Annotated in this window: 13 protein-coding genes; 12 read left to right on the forward strand and 1 reads right to left on the reverse strand. The window is 56.5% G+C overall.

Annotation, left to right across the window (positions count from 1 at the left end; genetic code table 11):
- Positions 1-154: 154 nt before the first annotated feature.
- The 7 genes from NYE69_RS06580 to NYE69_RS06610 all read left to right on the forward strand — a co-directional run bounded on the left by NYE69_RS06580 (position 155) and on the right by NYE69_RS06610 (position 8,098).
- The gene (locus tag NYE69_RS06580) at positions 155-928 is read left to right on the forward strand and encodes a class I SAM-dependent methyltransferase (RefSeq protein ID WP_340925292.1); all 774 of its coding nucleotides are present in this window, start codon (positions 155-157) and stop codon (positions 926-928) included.
- A gap of 40 nt (positions 929-968) precedes the next feature.
- Positions 969-2,153, forward strand: a complete 1,185-nt coding sequence (locus NYE69_RS06585; RefSeq protein WP_340925294.1) for a DUF4272 domain-containing protein — start codon at positions 969-971, stop codon at positions 2,151-2,153.
- 523 nt (positions 2,154-2,676) lie between these two features.
- Positions 2,677-4,599 (forward strand): BglG family transcription antiterminator, encoded by a 1,923-nt coding sequence (locus tag NYE69_RS06590; RefSeq protein WP_340925296.1) that lies wholly within the window; start codon positions 2,677-2,679, stop codon positions 4,597-4,599.
- Between the two features lie 16 nt (positions 4,600-4,615).
- Positions 4,616-4,954 (forward strand): PTS lactose/cellobiose transporter subunit IIA, encoded by a 339-nt coding sequence (locus NYE69_RS06595; RefSeq protein ID WP_340925298.1) that lies wholly within the window; start codon positions 4,616-4,618, stop codon positions 4,952-4,954.
- A 2-nt stretch (positions 4,955-4,956) separates the two neighbouring features.
- Positions 4,957-5,265: a PTS sugar transporter subunit IIB gene (locus NYE69_RS06600; protein ID WP_340925300.1), complete on the forward strand. Its 309-nt coding sequence runs from the start codon at positions 4,957-4,959 to the stop codon at positions 5,263-5,265.
- A gap of 1 nt (position 5,266) precedes the next feature.
- Positions 5,267-6,568 (forward strand): PTS sugar transporter subunit IIC, encoded by a 1,302-nt coding sequence (locus NYE69_RS06605; RefSeq protein WP_340925302.1) that lies wholly within the window; start codon positions 5,267-5,269, stop codon positions 6,566-6,568.
- A 54-nt stretch (positions 6,569-6,622) separates the two neighbouring features.
- Positions 6,623-8,098, forward strand: coding sequence for a glycoside hydrolase family 1 protein (locus tag NYE69_RS06610; protein WP_340925304.1), 1,476 nt, complete (start codon positions 6,623-6,625; stop codon positions 8,096-8,098).
- 565 nt (positions 8,099-8,663) lie between these two features.
- On the opposite strand, the gene NYE69_RS06615 is transcribed toward NYE69_RS06610, so the two are convergent.
- Positions 8,664-9,566, reverse strand: a complete 903-nt coding sequence (locus tag NYE69_RS06615) for an IS1595 family transposase (RefSeq protein ID WP_340925306.1) — start codon at positions 9,564-9,566, stop codon at positions 8,664-8,666.
- Between the two features lie 521 nt (positions 9,567-10,087).
- Between NYE69_RS06615 and NYE69_RS06620 the strand changes: the two genes are divergently transcribed.
- From NYE69_RS06620 to NYE69_RS06640, 5 genes are all read left to right on the forward strand, one after another.
- A complete protein-coding gene (locus NYE69_RS06620; protein ID WP_340925309.1) occupies positions 10,088-11,434 on the forward strand; it encodes an extracellular solute-binding protein in 1,347 nt (448 codons plus the stop codon).
- A gap of 59 nt (positions 11,435-11,493) precedes the next feature.
- Positions 11,494-12,372 (forward strand): carbohydrate ABC transporter permease, encoded by an 879-nt coding sequence (locus NYE69_RS06625; protein WP_340925312.1) that lies wholly within the window; start codon positions 11,494-11,496, stop codon positions 12,370-12,372.
- Positions 12,373-12,419: 47 nt separating this feature from the next.
- The gene (locus NYE69_RS06630) at positions 12,420-13,298 is read left to right on the forward strand and encodes a carbohydrate ABC transporter permease (RefSeq protein WP_340925314.1); all 879 of its coding nucleotides are present in this window, start codon (positions 12,420-12,422) and stop codon (positions 13,296-13,298) included.
- Positions 13,299-13,686: 388 nt separating this feature from the next.
- On the forward strand, positions 13,687-15,729 hold the full coding sequence (locus NYE69_RS06635) for a sensor histidine kinase (RefSeq protein WP_340925316.1): 2,043 nt from the start codon (positions 13,687-13,689) through the stop codon (positions 15,727-15,729).
- Positions 15,726-17,309, forward strand: a complete 1,584-nt coding sequence (locus NYE69_RS06640) for a helix-turn-helix domain-containing protein (protein ID WP_340925318.1) — start codon at positions 15,726-15,728, stop codon at positions 17,307-17,309. Before NYE69_RS06635 ends, NYE69_RS06640 begins: the two co-directional genes overlap by 4 nt.
- Positions 17,310-17,336: the final 27 nt, after the last annotated feature.

Here is a 17,336-nt window from a genome sequence, read left to right on the forward strand (position 1 = left end):
GGTGATTTGAACGATTAGCTGTAAGCTCTGCGGTAATTGCCCGGTGCAGTTGACAAACTGGTAACCGGCTTCACCGGGCTTAATTGATGGGTTATCAGGCGACTGCACCGCTCTGTTTTTTTATATTCAAAAAAAAGAGAGGGGCAATTGTTCGATGAACGCAATGAACCGAAACGAATTAAGAAAACTGTGGCAAGCGGAAGAAACGAAAGGTTTTCAAGGTTGGGATTTCTCCTATCTGGCCGGCCGGATGGAGGAAGAAGAGCTTCCTTGGGATTATAAAGCAAACGTACAGGCGCGAATGAGCGGTGATACGGTCATGCTGGATATGGGCACGGGCGGCGGAGAGTTTCTGCTGTCGCTGTCGCCGCCGCCGGGCAAGACATATGCGACGGAGAGCTACCTCCCCAACTATGAGCTGTGCCGGACGAAGCTGCCGGCGTGCGGAATCGAAGTCAAACTTGTCGAGGACGATAACGTTTTGCCGTTTGAAGACGGTCTGTTCGATCTGGTGATCAACCGTCACGAGTCGTTTTCTACCCGGGAGGTCTGGCGCATCCTCAAGCCGGGCGGCGTGTTCGTCACCCAGCAGGTCGGCGGGATGAACAACCGGGAGATGTCGCGGTTTTTGCTAGGCGAGGGAGCGATGACGACTCCGGCGGACTATAATTTGTCCCAAACCGCAGGCGAACTGGAAGCGGCCGGGTTTGGGGTGCTGGAGCGCCGGGAATACTTCCCGGAGCTGCGCTTTAAGAATGTCGGCGCATTTGTTTTTTTCGCCAAAATCATCGAATGGGAATTTGCCGGCTTTTCCGTGGACCGCTGCTTTGAACGGTTGCTTGAACTGCACGAGGCTGTAGAACGGGACGGGCACGTCAGGAGCCTGGAGCATCGCTTTTTTATTTTAGCGTGTAAACCGTTTATGTGATGAACGATACCGCCGCTTTTGTAAAAGGAGAGGAAGCATTTTGCCTTATTTTACGATTTTTGCCTCCCGGAACGATATCCGCGATATCGGCGGGCTGATCCACGAGGCGTTTGGGGACGACTTTAAAATAACCGGCGGAGGTCCGGGCGAAACGGAGTTTTCGCTCCTGCCGAAAGGCTGGTTCAAAAGCAACAAAATCACGATTCGCGTGGCCTCGGAGGATACCGATCCGGATTATTTCGATAATAACATTCCGGGGATGATGGGATTTTACGACAGCATTCCGTTTGAAGACGAGGAGTTGAAGCGCCGCGTGCTGCTCCAAATCTCCGTGATCAACACGATGCTGGCGATCGAAACGGAAAAAGAGTACGGCCAGGACTACCTGGAACGCTTCATTAAGCTTGCCGCGAAGGTCGACGGGATCGGGTTTATCCCCGACGGTACGCTGCTGGACCTGGACGGCCGGGTGATCGTGTATCCGGACGGCCGGTCCGATGCCGCGGATTTCAGTCCGCGAGCCTGCACGCGAAAAATTCGGGGCGAAGATCGCTCCACCCCGGAGGGAGCGGAGAGAAAGCAAAGAAATTTGGCTTATCTCAAAGAAAAGCAAATTCCGTATTTGGAGCATCTGCCTGAACTCCCGCCGTTAAGCGAGCTTAAGGTCAAGTCCAGGGAGGAGATCGCCCGTCGGGCGGCAGCTCTGCTGATCGTTATCCAATATGCGTGCGACGTTGCCCAGGAGAGCGATCTGGCAGAGTCGAAAGCTTTTGTGACCGGCCTGTTGGACCAGTTCGGGGGGGCGGATGAATTGACCGAATTGGAGAGAGACCTGCTGGAGCAAGCGGAGCCTGCCCGTCAGGCTGCGGTCAACCTGACCTGGCAATATGAGGCCTATTGGGCGCTTTTGTGGGCGCTTGGGATGGTGGATTCGCTCGATTTTCCGGACCATACATGCGACTGCGATTTTGCGATTCAGGCGGTTTCCAGCTGTGACGGTTTTGCCGAGTTTCTGGAGCGGACGTCGCTGCGCCGGCCGGAAGAGATTTTGGACGAGGCCGACAAAATCTACCGGCTGCACTGGGCCTGCGTCAACGACCGGATTCAAGGCCGGGAGCCCGCGGGCGGCCTGAGCGAAAGCGTCGTGATGGAGCGGCGCCGGGCGCTGTTTTGGATGATCGGCTACCGGGACGAAGCGTGGGACGACATTAGCATGGATACGTGATGTTTGATTAGCTGTACGCGAACTCATTTGGACCTGTTGGACCTGCTGGAATTGCTGGACCTGCCCTTGGGGCGGGTCCTTTTTTGTTAAACTAGTTTTTACTGGCTAGACCAGCCGGTGGAAATAGCGGAACAAAAGGGCGTTATTTTCGCGATATGTCGGTCCTTCGCAAAATAGGGCCCTTTTATGTCGTTATTTTAGGCGTGGGCGGTAAAAAAGCGGTATCTCTGGGGGCTGCAGGGGGAATGATGACATTTTTTACCGTTATTTTGTGCGAGAAGGGGAACAATGCCAAAATAACGCCCAAAAAGTACGCTATTTCCGGGCCGGCCCAGTCTTGGAAGGATCGCTGTACGGGACTGAACTTGCCTGTTCCGGTTAGCGGCCAGCGCTATCCTGTGATTTTTGCCGCTCCAAATTGCAGAATCCAAACTGTTCATATGCGCGGTCATCTCCTACTATAGAGCTATAACCAGCTGAGTTGCTTCATCAGATACTAGTATCGCAAATGAGGGATTGCATCATGAGGGAACGCAAGATTGTCGACCTTCTGACCGGCAGTCAGGCCCCGGTAAAAATGAGCGAGCTGACACATCAGCTCGGACTGGCGGAACGGACGGTCAGAGAGCTGATCCGAGGTCTGAACAAAGACGGCGAGAAAAGCGGCTTTCACATCCGAATGATCCGCGGTCAAGGTTACCGGCTGGAGATTACGGACGAAACGAGCTTTAAGGCCTACCGGCTGCAAATGAAAAAACAACGGGAAAACAACGTCGATCTGAACAACAAGGCGGCGCGGCAGCAGTATTTGCTGTTATATCTGTTCCAAAGCGATTCGTTTCAGTCGATGGAGCGGCTGGCCGAGGAAATCGGCGTCAGCCGCTCAACGATCATCGCCGATTTGAAGGAAGTGGAGCAGCAGCTTGAGGTCTTTGGGCTGAAGCTGAGCCGCAAAGCCCATTACGGCATGAAGATCGAGGGCGATGAGCAGAATTTCCGGAAAGCTTTTTCCCATTTCATTTTAAACAACCGGCAGACGATCAAGCAGTCCGAGGATTTCCAGCAGTTTCGCCGGCGCTTTGACGCCAAGAAGCTCAAGACCCGCCTGCTGAAGCTGCTGAAGGATAACGGGCTGGATATATCGGATGTCTATTTGAATAACATTGTGACCCATCTGTTTATTTTGCTGTACCGGGTTTCACGCCGCAACCTGATCGTCGCCGACCAGATGATGCCGCGTTACCCCGAGCCGCTGTATCAAAAAATCGCCAGGGAAGTGGCCGACTGGATCGCCGGCGAATATGCCATTTCGCTGCCGCAGGACGAGGTCGAGTATTTGGCGCTGCATTTGTCCGGCAAAACGATCGTCCAGCATATCGGGGACGAGGAAAAAGCGGAGCTCCGCGCCGGGATGAGCCGCATTCTGCAAAGGCTGGACGAGGAGTTTTTGACCGATTTCAACCGGGACGAGGAGCTGCGCGAAGCGCTGCTGATGCATATGTTTCCGCTGCTGAACCGGCTGTACTACAATCTCCAGCTGAAAAATCCGCTGGTGGAAGACGTGTACAGCGAATACGCCAACGTCTTCGTCATTTCGTTCCGGTTCGCGGAAATTATCGAGGAGAAATACGGCTTCAAAATGTCCCGGGACGAGGCGGGTTACGTGGCCCTTCATTTCGCTACCCATCTGGAGCGGATGAAGCAGCAGCGGCTTGAACAGTTCCGGCGGATCGCCGTCGTGTGCTCTTCGGGCGGGGGCAGCGCGCACCTGATCCGGTTGAAGTTGGAGTCGATTTTTCCCAAAGCTTCGGTGATCACGGCTTCCATCACGGAGCTGGACAAACTGCAGGACCAGCCGCTCGACTTGATCCTGACCACGATCCCGCTGGAGGGCGAGATTACGAAAAAACCGGTCATCCACATCAAGCAGTGGCTGGACGATCAGGAAATCCAGCGGATCAAGGAAACGATCTCCCTGCAAATCCAGCCCGTGCATGCATCGTATAAACTGAAGGATTTTAAGGAGCTTTTTCATCGGGAATTGTTCCATCTGTCGGGACAGGACGAATACCTGGAGCTGCTGCAGCGGCGCTGCGAAGAGGTGGTTTCCGCGGGATACTCGGCTCCCGATTTCACGGAGCAGGTCCTGTTCAGGGAGCACAAATTTACGACGATCTACAAAAACGGCGTGGCCGGTCCCCATCCGATGCGGATGAGCGCGATCAAGGACTGTATTAACGTCACCCTGCTCGAGAAGCCCATCGTTTACGAAGACAAGCCGGTGCAGATCATTTTTCTGATTAATTTGCGCCCCGGGCAATTGTTTCTGCACCGGGAGATCAGCAAGCTGCTGCTGTTGATCATGGAAAAAGAGGATATTCGCGATAAATTGCTGCACGTCAGCAGTTACGACCAATTCATTACCCTTATAGAAAATTTATTATAGGAGCGGTAGAAACCATATGGAATACGAACAAACGGTTATGCAAATCATCGCCAGCAGCGGCGAAGCCAGAAGTCTAAGCTTAAAAGCGGTCCGGATCGCGCGCGAAGGAAAGCTGGAAGAAGCCGAAGAGCTGGTCAAGCAGGCGAAGGAAAAGCTCAAGGACGCGCACAAAGTCCAAACCAAGCTGATTCAGGCCGAAGGGCGCGGAGAAAAAGCGGAAGTGACCATGCTGATGATCCACGCACAGGACCATTTGATGAACGCGCTCACCGTGCGTGAGCTGATTGTGGAGCTGATCGAAGAAATCAAAGCGCGCCTGGCGCTGCAACAACAAATGAAAGGAACGGTGAATTAGTGATGAAAAAGATTTTGCTTGCCTGTGCCGGAGGATTCTCGACAAGCATGCTGGTAGAACGGATGAAGGAGGCGGCGCGGGCCCAAAGCATCGAAGTGTTGATCGACGCCGTGGCCGAAAGCGACATCGACGCGCAGGCGCCGTTTGACATCATTATGCTCGGGCCGCAAATGGGCCATGCCGAAGCGGAGCTGGCCGAAGCTTATCCGCAAATCCCGGTGACGACCATCGATATGGCCGATTACGGCATGATGAATGGGGAGAAAGTGCTGGCCACGGCCTTCGAATTGATGGAGAAGGGAGTCAAATAGAATGGCGGGGGGCGCTGAATGGAGAGTTAAAATTCAAAAAATCAGCAACAAAGTGCAGAAGAACATTTACATCAGCTCGATCTCCAACGGGCTGATGGCCCTGATGCCGATCCTCATCCTGGGCGCGATATTTTCTCTGATCAATGCGCTCAAGATCGAGGCGTATCAGGCTTTTCTGGAAAGCAGCGGACTGAAAACGTATACCTCGATGCCGATGACGGTGACGACCGATTTGATCGCGCTTTATGCCACGTTTTCGATTGCGTACAATTTTGCCACGCAAAAGAAACAGCAGGGCTTTTCGGCGGGAATTCTGGCTCTGATGGGATTTCTGCTCGTAACCCCGAAGGGCCTGCTGGATGACGGGGCGACGGCTGCGATTGGCTACTCCTGGCTGGGGGCGAAAGGGCTGTTCGTTGCCATTATCGTCGCCCTGCTGGTGGGTACAGTGTACGTTTTTGTATTGGAGAAAAAGTTCTACATCAAAATGCCGAAGGGCGTTCCGCCAACCGTGGAAAAATCGTTTGCGGCGCTAACCCCCGGATTCTTGATAGCAATCATCCTGCTTGTTCTGGCGGCTATTTTCCGGTCGACTCCTTACGGGAATATGCATGAGTTTGTGTTCAACATCATTCAGGTTCCGTTAACCAGCCTCGGCGGCACTTGGTGGGCAATGCTCGTCTGCGTGTTCGTCATCCATCTGCTGTGGTTTTTCGGCGTGCACGGAACTCTGGTCGTCTACTCGGTCGTTGGTCCGATCTGGGTAACGCTTGGTCTGGAAAATCTTCAGGCGTACCAGCAGGGGCTGGAAGGCACGAATATCGTCGGCTCGCCGTTTTTTCCCGTGTATGTGCTGGTCGGCGGGGCCGGGGCCACGCTTGGGTTGATTATTTCGATGCTGTTCGCCAAGTCCAAACGTTATAAAACGCTGGGCCGGCTGGCGATCGTGCCGAGCTTTATCGGCGTAAACGAGCCGGTTATTTTCGGGCTGCCGCTGGTGCTGAACCTGCGCCTGATGATTCCGTTTATCGTGACACCGATCATTACGAGCGGACTGGCCATTCTGCTGACCGCTTTGGGCATCTTGCCCGTCCTCAACGGGGTACAGGTTCCGCTGGGCATTCCGATCATTTTCAACGGCTGGATGACCGGCGGCTGGCGCGTCGGCTTGTTCCAAATCGTGCTGATCGCGATCAGCGTGGCGATGTACTATCCGTTCTTTAAAAAGGCCGATGCCGAGGCGCTGGCCGATGAGCAAGCGGCCGAGGCGAAGGAGCGAGAGCAGGCGGCGGTGCAGGCTTAGAACTTTTAGGTGCAGGCTTAGAACTTTTAGATGATAAGGCGGTGAGGTTCGTTTATGGCGAGTGTTTTTCCGAAACATTTTTTGTGGGGCGGGGCGGTTGCGGCCAATCAGGTCGAAGGTGCTTATAACGTAGCCGGAAAAGGGCTGTCGACCGCCGATGTCGTCCGTTATGTTCCGCCGGAGGAGCGCGGCAGCCTGGAGGAACTGCTTGGCATGACCCGCGCCCGGCTGGAGGAAGCGATCGCGGATACGGAGGGTAACTACCCCAAACGGCGGGGGATCGATTTTTACCACCGGTATAAGGAAGATATCGCGCTGTTGGCGGAGATGGAATTTAAAGTGTTCCGCTTGTCGATCTCCTGGCCGCGGATTTTTCCGAACGGGGACGATGAGGCGCCCAACGAAGCGGGGCTGGCGTTTTACGACCGGGTGTTTGACGAGCTGTTGAAGCACGGGATCGAGCCTTTGGTGACGATCTCTCATTACGAGATGCCGGTTGAGCTGGTGCGGCGCTACAACGGCTGGGCTTCCCGGGAACTGATCGGACTTTTCGTCCGCTACGCGGAGGTTTTGTTTACGCGCTACAAAGGCAAGGTTAAATATTGGCTGACTTTTAATGAGATTAACTGTACCTTGAAGGCGCCTTTTTTGGGAGCCGGCGTGCTTGTGGAAGGTGAAGTTAATCCGAAGCAATTGGCCTTTCAGGCGCTGCATCATCAGTTTGTGGCCAGCGCGCTGGCGGTCAAACGCTGCCGTGAATTGGACGGGGAGGCGAAAATCGGCTGCATGCTGGCGCGCAAGCTGATTTATCCCTACACCTGCCACCCGCTGGATATCCTGAAAGCCCAGGAGGAGAACCAGATGGCGCAGTTTTGTACGGATGTACAGGTGCGTGGCGCTTACCCGTCGTTCATCAAGCGGTACTGGGAGGAACACGGCGTGGCGATTGAGATGCAACCCGGGGACGAGGTCATCCTGCGGGACAATCTGGTCGATTATCTGGCGTTCAGCTATTACATGTCGGTCACGACCAGCGCCAATCCCGAAGGCGCGGTGCGCGGCGGGGCGGGGCAGGCGGCGGGCAATCTGTCGTCCGGGCTGGCCAACCCTTATCTGGAATCCTCGGAGTGGGGCTGGCAGATCGACCCGGTTGGCTTGCGTTTCGTTTTGAAGGAGATGTACGATCGTTACCGGATTCCGCTGTTCGTCGTGGAAAACGGGCTTGGCGCGGTCGACCGAATCGAAGCGGACGGCAGCATCCGGGATGATTACCGGATCGAATATTTTGCCCGCCATATCGAGCAGATGGGCGAAGCGATCAAGGATGGGGTGGAGCTATGGGGCTACACCAGTTGGGGCTGCATTGACCTGGTTTCCGCCTCCACCTCCGAGATGCGAAAAAGATACGGATTCATCTACGTGGATCAGGACGACGAGGGGAACGGAACTCTGGAGCGGGTCCGCAAAAAAAGCTTTTATTGGTACAAAAAAGTCATCGCGTCCCATGGGGAGGATCTTGGCAACCCTTAGTGGGAAGAACCCAGCAATCCTTAAGGGGAAGAACTCAGCTACCTTAATTCGAAGGCGGGGCTGTCCCGGCGCAGTGTTGAACTGCGTTTGGGCGGCCTCGTTTTTTTACCTTAGAATTAATAACTCAACTTTCGGGGAGCAAAAATCAGCTTGAGTCCCTGAACTGAAGGTGTTCAAAGAATTAAGATAGGCGGACAGAAGAGGTGTCTGGCCCAACCTTATAATCCTTGCTTGCCAGTCAAGCCGAAAACCGATCGCGGCAAGAAACGCGGAAGGGCGCCCGAAAGCTTGAGGACAGGGAAATGGGGTGGGTGTCAGATCAACGCTCGCTGTCCGGGCGCTTTGCACGATTATCCCGTTTAATCAGGAAGCAGAGAGAAAGATAAGCTTGGGAGAAAAAATATTTGGTGGAGAAGCAGATAGGTTCGAGATAATTTAGACGGGCTTAGGAGAAGGAATCAGGTTTAGGGGAGGTGAAACAACCCGGACAAGAGAGCAAGACAGAAGATCAAGAACCCATTAAGTTGATCTGCATCAAACTCCCCCCACCGTTCCAGCGTCCCGATCAGGCTGCTGCCCCAAGGGGCTGGTTCGGTTGGCGCGCGATCAGCCGGCGGTAAGGGATCGCCGGAATCGCCACACACATGCGCAGCAACTTCTGCCGCATCGTTTCTGCCGCTCCGGGCAGGCGCAGCCGACGGCGTACGGTGTATTCGTTTAGGTACGCCTGCAGATGCTTCAGTCCCAAGGCTCCATACGTACCCTTCAGCGATTCCCACGCCTCTCTCACCACTTTCCGCAAAGGCGTATAAAGCCGAAAGGCCTGAGGGAACAACTGTACCGCCGATGTATGGACATCCACGTGCCCGTTGATGAACGCATCGAGTTCGTGACGGTTCGCCCTTTTTTCGCCTCCCCGCTTATGCGGCACCAGGCGGATTTTGACCTGCTCCGGCTCGCCCGACTCCGTGACCGTGCAGCCGGCTACGACCGCCGAGGCGTACGGATGCGAAAGCTGACACCGGGACGGATTACGACCATACTGATCGCTGTTCACCTTCACGTCTCCGGAGAGCAGCTCTCGGGCATCGAACTCCCCCACGGCATGACGTATTTTTTGCAGCATCGACCACGCGGTCTTGTAGGCGACCCGGATCACCTGGCGCAGCCGCAGCGCCGAGATGCCGTCAGGGAGCAAGAACAACTCCAGCGCCTGAAACCACTTCACCAGGGGGAGATGCGTTCCTTCAAAAATCGTGCCGACCAAAGGCGATGTTTGATGCTTGCACTTTCCGCACTCGAATAAGGGGATGTGCCGGGAAGTCAGGCGACTGCACCGGGTGTGAGCGCAGCGCGGGCAGACGAAGCCGTTTGGCCACTTCATCGCGATCAGCGCCTCCATGCAGTCCTGCTCGCTGTTAAAACGGCTGCTGAATGGCTGAAGTTCCGTTCCCGTATTGACCTCCATGTTTACTCGCCCCCGAATCAAGAATATACGAACATAAGTTCCGTTTATTTCATTATACCAAACGTACGTTCTCTTATCAAGCCAAAAATCTCACCTGAACCGCCTCATTTTTTCCTTATCATTGTTTGTTTTTTCCACTTCTTTTTTTGGAACCCATGGCTTGCTTTAGCCCCCCCCTGCTCCCTGAACGAAAGGAATAATCGTGCAAAGGCAGGCAGTAGGCAGGGACACAAGGCACAAACCAGGTAAAGTACAACGCACGTTCCTTCAGTGGCTTGTTTTATTTGCTGTGCGAAGAAGTCGGCACACACGATTGGCTGGTTGCCTTACAACAGTTGCTTGGATTGATCGATAAGAACCTGACTCTAACAGCGGGTTGAAACCGCACATCAATCGCTCCAATCGCGCGGGGCCTCATCCGAAATTTTTCACCCCTCATGCCGCGAATCGTCACCTTACAAAATTGACAGCGCTAACATTACAATGGGGTTAAGCATAAAACGAGGGGGGAATTACCGGATATGAAAAAGAGACTAACCCAAAAATGGATCGCTATGATATGCAGCACCGCCATGCTGGCGCTTTTGCTGGCCGGGTGCGGCGGAGGAGGCGAAACCGCCGGGAGCGGCAGCGGGAATGGCGGCGGGAATGGCGGGGAGAAGGTGAGCATCTCGATCTGGCATAACTGGACCGGGCAGGACGCCAAGGCGGTAGCGATGCGGAAAATCATTGAAGATTTCCGGGCGCAAAACCCGGACATCGAGGTGGTCGACGAAGGGCTGCCGACCGACGGGCTGAAAACCCGGCTGCGCACGGTGGCGGCGGCCGACGAAATGCCCGACTTGTTCGTGATGTGGCCGGACGCCATGACGAAGGAGTTCGTCAAAGGCGATCTGCTGCAGCCGATCGATGACGAACTGAACGCCAACCCGGACTGGAAAAACGGCTTCATCCCGAACGCCTTGGACGGTTACACCGTGGACGGCAAAATCTACTCCGTACCGATGAACCTGGCGCCGAGCTCTTTTATTTTTTACAATGATACACTGTTCAAAAAATACAACGTCAAGGTGCCGGAAACATGGGAGGAGCTGGAGGCGGCGATCCAAACGTTTAACGACAACGGCGTGATTCCGATCGCGCTGGGCAACAAAGCGAACTGGGTGGCGCAGTCGACGTTTTTCAGCACGGTGGCGGATCGGATTACGGGGACGGACTGGTTCCTGAAAGCGGTGGAGCAGGATGGGGCCAAGTTTACCGACCCTGAATTCATCGAGGCGCTTAAAACATTCCAGAAGCTTGGGGAAATCAACGCGTTCCAGGAAGGCTTCAACAGTCTGGACGAAACGCAGATGATGCAGCTGTACTTCCAGGGCAACGCGGCGATGGTCGTTAACGGCGGCTGGGCGCTGGCCAACCTGGTCAACAACGCGCCGCCTGAGGTGCTGGACAACACGCATATCACGATCGTTCCGGCGATTGCGGGCGGCAAAGGCGATCCGGCTACGACCTCCGGCGTCGTGGGAACGGGTCTTGGCGTCAGCAAAAAGCTGGATGGCGGCAAAAAGGAAGCCGCGATGAAGCTGTTTTACGCGCTGGCCGGGCCGGACGGACAAAAGGCGACGCTGGACAGCAGCACCCTGGTCAGCTACAACATCGAGCTGGACAAGAGCAAAGCGCACCCGCTGTTCGTGGAGCTGTACGACTTGGTACAGGGGATCAAAATTGTGCCGGTCTATGATTCCAAGCTCGGCTCGGCCACGGTCGAGGTGGTCAACAACGGGCTGCAGGAGCTGCTGATGGGCGGCAATCCGGAGACAATCGCCCGTAAAATCCAGGATACGCAGGCTGCCGTAGCGGCGAACTAAACTTAGACCCCTTCCCCTTGAGGGGAGGGGGTTATTTTAATCAAGGGGAAGTGAGACTTATGAATGCGCTGCGCAGCAGGCGTTTTATCTTCACGGGCCTGGCGCCCGCCGTGATTCTCTATGCGCTGTTCGTGTTTGTACCGGTCGTCTGGTCGGCGTATTACGGCTTTTTCAACTGGTCGGGCATCGGCGAGGCGAAATACAATGGGCTCGGCAATTATGCGGAAATTTTGCGGGACCCCGTGTTTTGGCGGGCGCTGAAAAACAACATTATTTTCGTGCTTGCTTCGGTGTTCGGGCAAATCCCGCTGGCACTGGCGTTGGCGGTGCTGCTGCATAAGGAGAACGGGGTGCAGCGGTTCTTGCGCTCGGCCGTTTTTCTGCCGATGGTGCTTTCGACGGTGGTGATCGGGATGATTTGGCAGTACATTTACCATCCGCAAATCGGGATTCTTAATTTTTTGCTGGATGCGCTTGGACTGGAGAACTGGAAGCTGCAGTGGCTGTCGGACGGGAATATTGCGATCTATTCACTTTTGCCGCCGCTGATCTGGAGTTTTGTGGGCCTGTATTTGATCATTTTCATATCCGCTTTGCAAAATATCCCCGGGGAAATCCACGACGCGGCCAAAATCGACGGGGTGTCCGGGGTGCGCAAACTGTGGGCCATTTCGCTGCCGATGATCAAAAACACGGTTCAGGTCGCGGTCGTCCTGTGCATTTCCGGGAGCCTGAAGTCGTTTGACCTCGTATACATCATGACGAAAGGCGGGCCGGCCCACGCCACCGAGCTGCTGGCGACGTATATGTACAACTCGACGTTTTCGACCTACCGCTACGGCTTCGGCAGCGCGATCTCGACGACGATTATGGTGATCAGTTTGCTGCTGATCGGAACGAGCCAATGGCTGACGAGCCGTAGGAAAAGCGCGGCGTGAGAACACGCTGTGAAAGCACGGCGTAATCAAGAAGGGAGGATTCAGGGATGCACACGGCTACGCCGATATCCGCAGAAGCGCCGCCGCGAGACGGACATGGCGTTCTGCGAAAAATAAGGAATGGAATTCTATGGACGGGACTGACGATCTATGGCATTTTAACGTTGTACCCGTTTTTTTGGCTGGTGATCAGCGCCTTTAAAACGAATGCGGATTTTTATGCCCGTCCCTTCGGGCTGCCCGAGGTGTGGCGCGGGGACAATTTTTTGCGGGCGTGGGAAAGCTCGCGGCTGGGAGCGGCCTTCGGCAATTCGCTGATGGTGTCGGCCGGATCTTTGGCGCTTACGCTGTTTATCGCGGCGCTGACTTCCTTTGTGCTGGCCCGCTTCCAGTTTCGCTGGAAGGGCGGGGTGCTCGCCTTTTTCGTAGTCGGCATGCTGATCCCGATTCACAGCACGCTGGTGCCGCTGTTTATCCTGATGAAGCAGATGTCGCTGCTGAACACCTACTGGGCGTTGATATTGCCCTATACCGCTTTTGCGCTGCCGACGGCGATTTTCGTGTTGACGGCGTATTTGACGAGCGTGCCGCGCGAGCTGGAGGAGGCCGGGTTTATCGACGGGACCGGGCTGTGGGGTCTGTTTTTCCGCATCATGCTGCCGATGTCGGTGCCGGCGCTGGCCACGGTCACGATCATCAGCTTTTTGCACGCTTGGAACGATTTCTCGTTCGCTCTCGTGTTTATCAACAAAACGGCGCTCAAAACGCTGCCGCTGGCCATCGCCAACTTCGCGGACGGCTACCAAACGGATTACGGCTTGACGCTGGCGGCGATGACGCTGTCCGTGCTGCCGACGATCGCGCTTTATTTGCTGTTCCAGGAGCAGATGATGAAGGGGATGACCGCCGGCGCGGTGAAAGGATAGGGGGCAGGTAAGAACATTTCGTACGGCTGCCCTGATCCGTGCAAATCAATAGTTCAACATCGATAGTTTAACTACATGGAGAGCGGCGTTTGGTTTGACAGTCGGCTGCTGGGGCGAGCGATCGTCCGGAAATGGCGGTCAACTGGAACGAGGATTAACTGGAACGGATATCGTCTGGAACGGCGGTCAACTGGGACGAGGATCATCGGCTTCAGAATAGCGGTACTTTGTGTACTTATTATCCAAGCTCTAGCGTGTTTACTTCCATTAAAGTCCCAAGCCCCCACTAACGTCTCAAGCCCCCCCGCTTGCAGGACGTGGGCTGTTTTGCAGGAAGAGCGTCAATAGACGGTTTCCATATCACCTTAGAGAGAAGGGGAGGGGCATCATGCGAGGTTGGCTGACTTCATCGCTGCAGCGGCGGCTGTCGGTAGTGATCGCGGGGTCTATGATCGTGCCGATGCTGGCGCTTGGTCTGTTTGCCTTTCTGATCTCCTCCAACATCACCGAGGAAAAAACCAAGCTGACGGGCAGCGACATGCTGAAGCAGATGGACGCTAACCTGCGGTTTATGCTGGAGGACATCGAGACGCTGTCGATCTTCCTGATCGGGGAGCGCGATTTACAGGCCTATCTAAGCAGAAACGAGGATATGGAAGCCGAGCGGACGGCGCTTGTCGGGCGCATGACGAACCTGGCCGCCTCCAAGCATTATATCGCCAACATCGCCGTTTATCCGGAGCGGTTTGACGCCGGTTTGTCCACGGCCACTTGGTACGAAAGCGAGCTTCCAGCGGCTGCTAAGGAAGCTATCGCCGCCGGCGGAAAAAGGTGGTCGGACGTTTACCGGATTCGCGATTATGCCGGGGATACGCAGGTCATTACCTTGTTTCGGCCGATCCGCAGCATCTACGATTTCCGCCGTCTCGGATGGCTGGCGATCAGCCTGGATGAGCGGGAATTATCGCGGAATTGGAATGAGCCGGATTTCGGCCAGGGGGCGGGCAGGATTGAACTGATCAGCGCGGAGGGAACCATTCTCTCCTCCGCCGACAAGTCGCGGCTGGGCCGGCCGTTGGCCGCCTATGCGCCCGGCCTGCTCGCACTGCTGACGGAAGACGCCGGCCGGCAGCAGAACGGGAGCGGCAGCGTCATATACGGCGAAGGTAGGGGAAAGTCGACCGTCCTGTACCGCCGGGAGCCGCTCACTGGCTGGATTTTGCTTGGGACGGTGCCGTATGAGCAGTACCGCGCCGAAAACCGCTACATTCTGACGCTGACGGCCGCTGTCGTAGGGGTGTCCGTGGCGGTCTGCGCTGCGCTGATCTGGCTGACGGTGCGCCGGATCACGCTGCCGCTGCGCGTTTTGACCCGTCATCTGTCGCGGATCGATCCGGAGCGGCCGCTGCCGCGTTTTACGGTTGGCACGGACGATGAAATCGGCCGGCTCGGCCGAAGCTACAATATGCTTGGCGCGCACATCGAACGGCTTAAGCGGGAGGTCATCCGCGGCGAAGCGCGCAAGAAGGAGGCCGATCTGCGGGCGCTTCAAGCGCAGATCAACCCGCATTTTTTGTACAACACCTTGTCCTCGATCCATTGGATCGCCCTGATGGCGGACGAGAAGCGGATAGCCGAGATGGTCGAGGGGCTTAGCGACTTTTTGCGGATCAGCCTGAATCAAGGCAAGGAGTACTGCCCGGTGGAGCAGGAACTGGCGCATATCCGGAATTACGCGCGGGTGCAGTCGATCCGTTTTCCCGACAAATTTACCGTCGACTATATCGTTGATGAAGGGCTGCTGGACAAATGGATGCTGAAGCTGCTGCTGCAGCCTCTGGTGGAAAATGCGCTGATCCACGGCATCCAGAAACGCGAAGGTCCTGGAACGATCACCGTTCTGATCCAGCGGGAGGGAAGGCGGATGAAAGTGGCGGTCCTGGATGACGGACCCGGCATGACCTCGGAGCGGCTGGCCGAGGTGCGCCGGATGCTGGAGCTGCGGACTCGGGGGGAAGCTGTTCCCGCTGCGGTTCGGGAGACTCGTGAAAGAGCAGCTGCCGCTGTGGCCCAAGGAGCAGTTGCCGCTGTGGCCCAAGGAGCAACTGGCGCTGCGGTCCGAGGAGCAGCTGCCGGCGGGGGCCTGGAGACTCGTAGCGGAGCTGCTGCTCCTGCTGTGCGGGAGACTCGGGAGGAGGCTGGTTACGATGGGGGGCAGAGGGCTCGGAGTGAGGCTAATCCTGATCCCGATCCCGATCCCGTGCGGGACGATCCGGGAGAAGCCGTCCCCAACGCCGGATACGGGCTCGGCAATGTGCACGAAAGGCTGCTGCTGCATTACGGCCGGGACTCGGGGCTGGAAGTGGACAGCCGGGAAGGCGAGGGGACGGAGGTTTCGTTCTCTATTCCGATCATGGAGGTATCGCCATGAAATTGTTGATCGTTGACGACGAGGTCATTATCCGGACCGGACTGGCGAGCGTTATCGCCTGGAACGAGCTAGGGCTGACGCTGCTGGCTCCGGCGGCTTCGGCCGAAGAAGCGCTGAAGCGTATCCGGGAGGAGAAGCCGGATATTCTGATGACGGATATCCGCATGAGCGGCAAAAATGGACTCCAACTGGCCGAGGAAGCGAAACGGATGCTCCCCGCGCTGGAGGTTGTCATCCTGTCCGGTTATGGGGATTTTGCCTATACTCAGCAGGCGATCCGCCAAGGGGTCGGCGACTACTTGCTCAAAACGAGCAAGCCGGAGGAGATCATCAAGACGGTGCTGCAGGCCAAGCAGCGGATCGCGGAGCGCCGCGCCGAAGATTCGCGGGCATTGCGGCTGGCCCGCGAAGAGCGGCAGCGGCTGCTGCTTAAGTGGATCGTTGAGGGCGAGCCGTTAGCCGGGGAAGCGTTTGCCGCCGGAGATGCGGAAGCAGGAGGAAGAAGGGCGGCAAAACAAGCGGACCGCTGGCAGGTGCTGCTTCTGTGCGCCGACGGCTGGGGGACGAACGGAGCGGCCGGCGGACTGCTCCGGTTTGCCGTGCAGAACATGCTGGAGGATTTGATCCCTGGCGCCGCGGTGCTGATCTACCGGGAATTCATCGTCTGCGCCGTCCCGCTTACCGCCGGTGAGCCTTCCGGGGCCAAGCGGTTTAAAGGCGCCTTCGAGCGGATTGAAGGCTTGCTCAAGTGCCGGCTGCGGGTGGCCGCGGGAGAGACGGTGGCGGGGGAGGAGCAGGCGCATCGGAGTTACGTCACGGCAGCCGCCGCGTTCAGATACCATGATTTGCTGCCGGGGACGATGTTTGATTATGCCGATTTGGCGGGACGGAAAGGCGGAAAAACGGTATTGACCCAGGAGGAGGAAACTGCCCTGGGGATGATTTTGCTGGACCATGACCGGATGGCCTTAAAAGCGTGGACGCAGGAATTGGCCGATACGCTTGCGGCGGACCCGGAGTGCACGCCCGAATCGTTCCGGGCCTGCCTTCATTCGGCCGCGGCCATCGGACATCGCTGGCTGGAGCGGACGCTCCGCGCCGTCGGCCGGGAGGAGAAGGTGCGCCTCCAGCCCTGGCTCCAGGAACAGCCGGAAGACGGAAGGCTGAAGGATGAGCTGTTCCGGCATCTGCTCGGCATTATGAATATGTATCATACGTCGCTCGGCGGCAGTCAAATGTCCCACGTTCAACGGGCCAAAGCGTATATGGCGTCCTGCCCGGCGGAGGCGCTCAGCCTGCAGCGCGTGGCCGCGTACGTGCACCTTCACCCCGGCCATCTCAGCGAGCTGTTCAAAAAGGAAACCGGGAGCACCTTCGGCGACTTCGTCACCGGGATGCGGATGCGCCGGGCGATGAATCTGCTGGCGGTAACCCCGGCCAAGGTGAGCGAAATCGCTGCGATGACCGGATATGAGGACGTGAAATATTTCAGCCGTCTGTTCAGAAAGCACACGGGAAAAACGCCCAGCGAGTTCCGCGAGGAGGCGCTGGGCGGCGGTTTGCTGTATGGGGAGGCATAAACCAAATTTTTTCGGGAAGTAGGGAAG

This window comes from Paenibacillus sp. FSL R5-0527 (genome assembly GCF_038008055.1).
Lineage (GTDB): Bacteria > Bacillota > Bacilli > Paenibacillales > Paenibacillaceae > Fontibacillus > Fontibacillus macerans.

Excerpts from the sequence above, each read along its gene's own strand:
- NYE69_RS06580 (WP_340925292.1), top strand. The coding sequence starts at position 155 with ATGAACGCAATGAACCGAAACGAATTAAGAAAACTGTGGCAAGCGGAA.
- NYE69_RS06590 (WP_340925296.1), top strand. The coding sequence starts at position 2,677 with ATGAGGGAACGCAAGATTGTCGACCTTCTGACCGGCAGTCAGGCCCCG.
- NYE69_RS06595 (WP_340925298.1), top strand. The coding sequence starts at position 4,616 with ATGGAATACGAACAAACGGTTATGCAAATCATCGCCAGCAGCGGCGAA.
- NYE69_RS06600 (WP_340925300.1), top strand. The coding sequence starts at position 4,957 with ATGAAAAAGATTTTGCTTGCCTGTGCCGGAGGATTCTCGACAAGCATG.
- NYE69_RS06605 (WP_340925302.1), top strand. The coding sequence starts at position 5,267 with ATGGCGGGGGGCGCTGAATGGAGAGTTAAAATTCAAAAAATCAGCAAC.
- NYE69_RS06610 (WP_340925304.1), top strand. The coding sequence starts at position 6,623 with ATGGCGAGTGTTTTTCCGAAACATTTTTTGTGGGGCGGGGCGGTTGCG.
- NYE69_RS06615 (WP_340925306.1), bottom strand. The coding sequence starts at position 9,566 with ATGGAGGTCAATACGGGAACGGAACTTCAGCCATTCAGCAGCCGTTTT.
- NYE69_RS06620 (WP_340925309.1), top strand. The coding sequence starts at position 10,088 with ATGAAAAAGAGACTAACCCAAAAATGGATCGCTATGATATGCAGCACC.
- NYE69_RS06625 (WP_340925312.1), top strand. The coding sequence starts at position 11,494 with ATGAATGCGCTGCGCAGCAGGCGTTTTATCTTCACGGGCCTGGCGCCC.
- NYE69_RS06630 (WP_340925314.1), top strand. The coding sequence starts at position 12,420 with ATGCACACGGCTACGCCGATATCCGCAGAAGCGCCGCCGCGAGACGGA.
- NYE69_RS06635 (WP_340925316.1), top strand. The coding sequence starts at position 13,687 with ATGCGAGGTTGGCTGACTTCATCGCTGCAGCGGCGGCTGTCGGTAGTG.
- NYE69_RS06640 (WP_340925318.1), top strand. The coding sequence starts at position 15,726 with ATGAAATTGTTGATCGTTGACGACGAGGTCATTATCCGGACCGGACTG.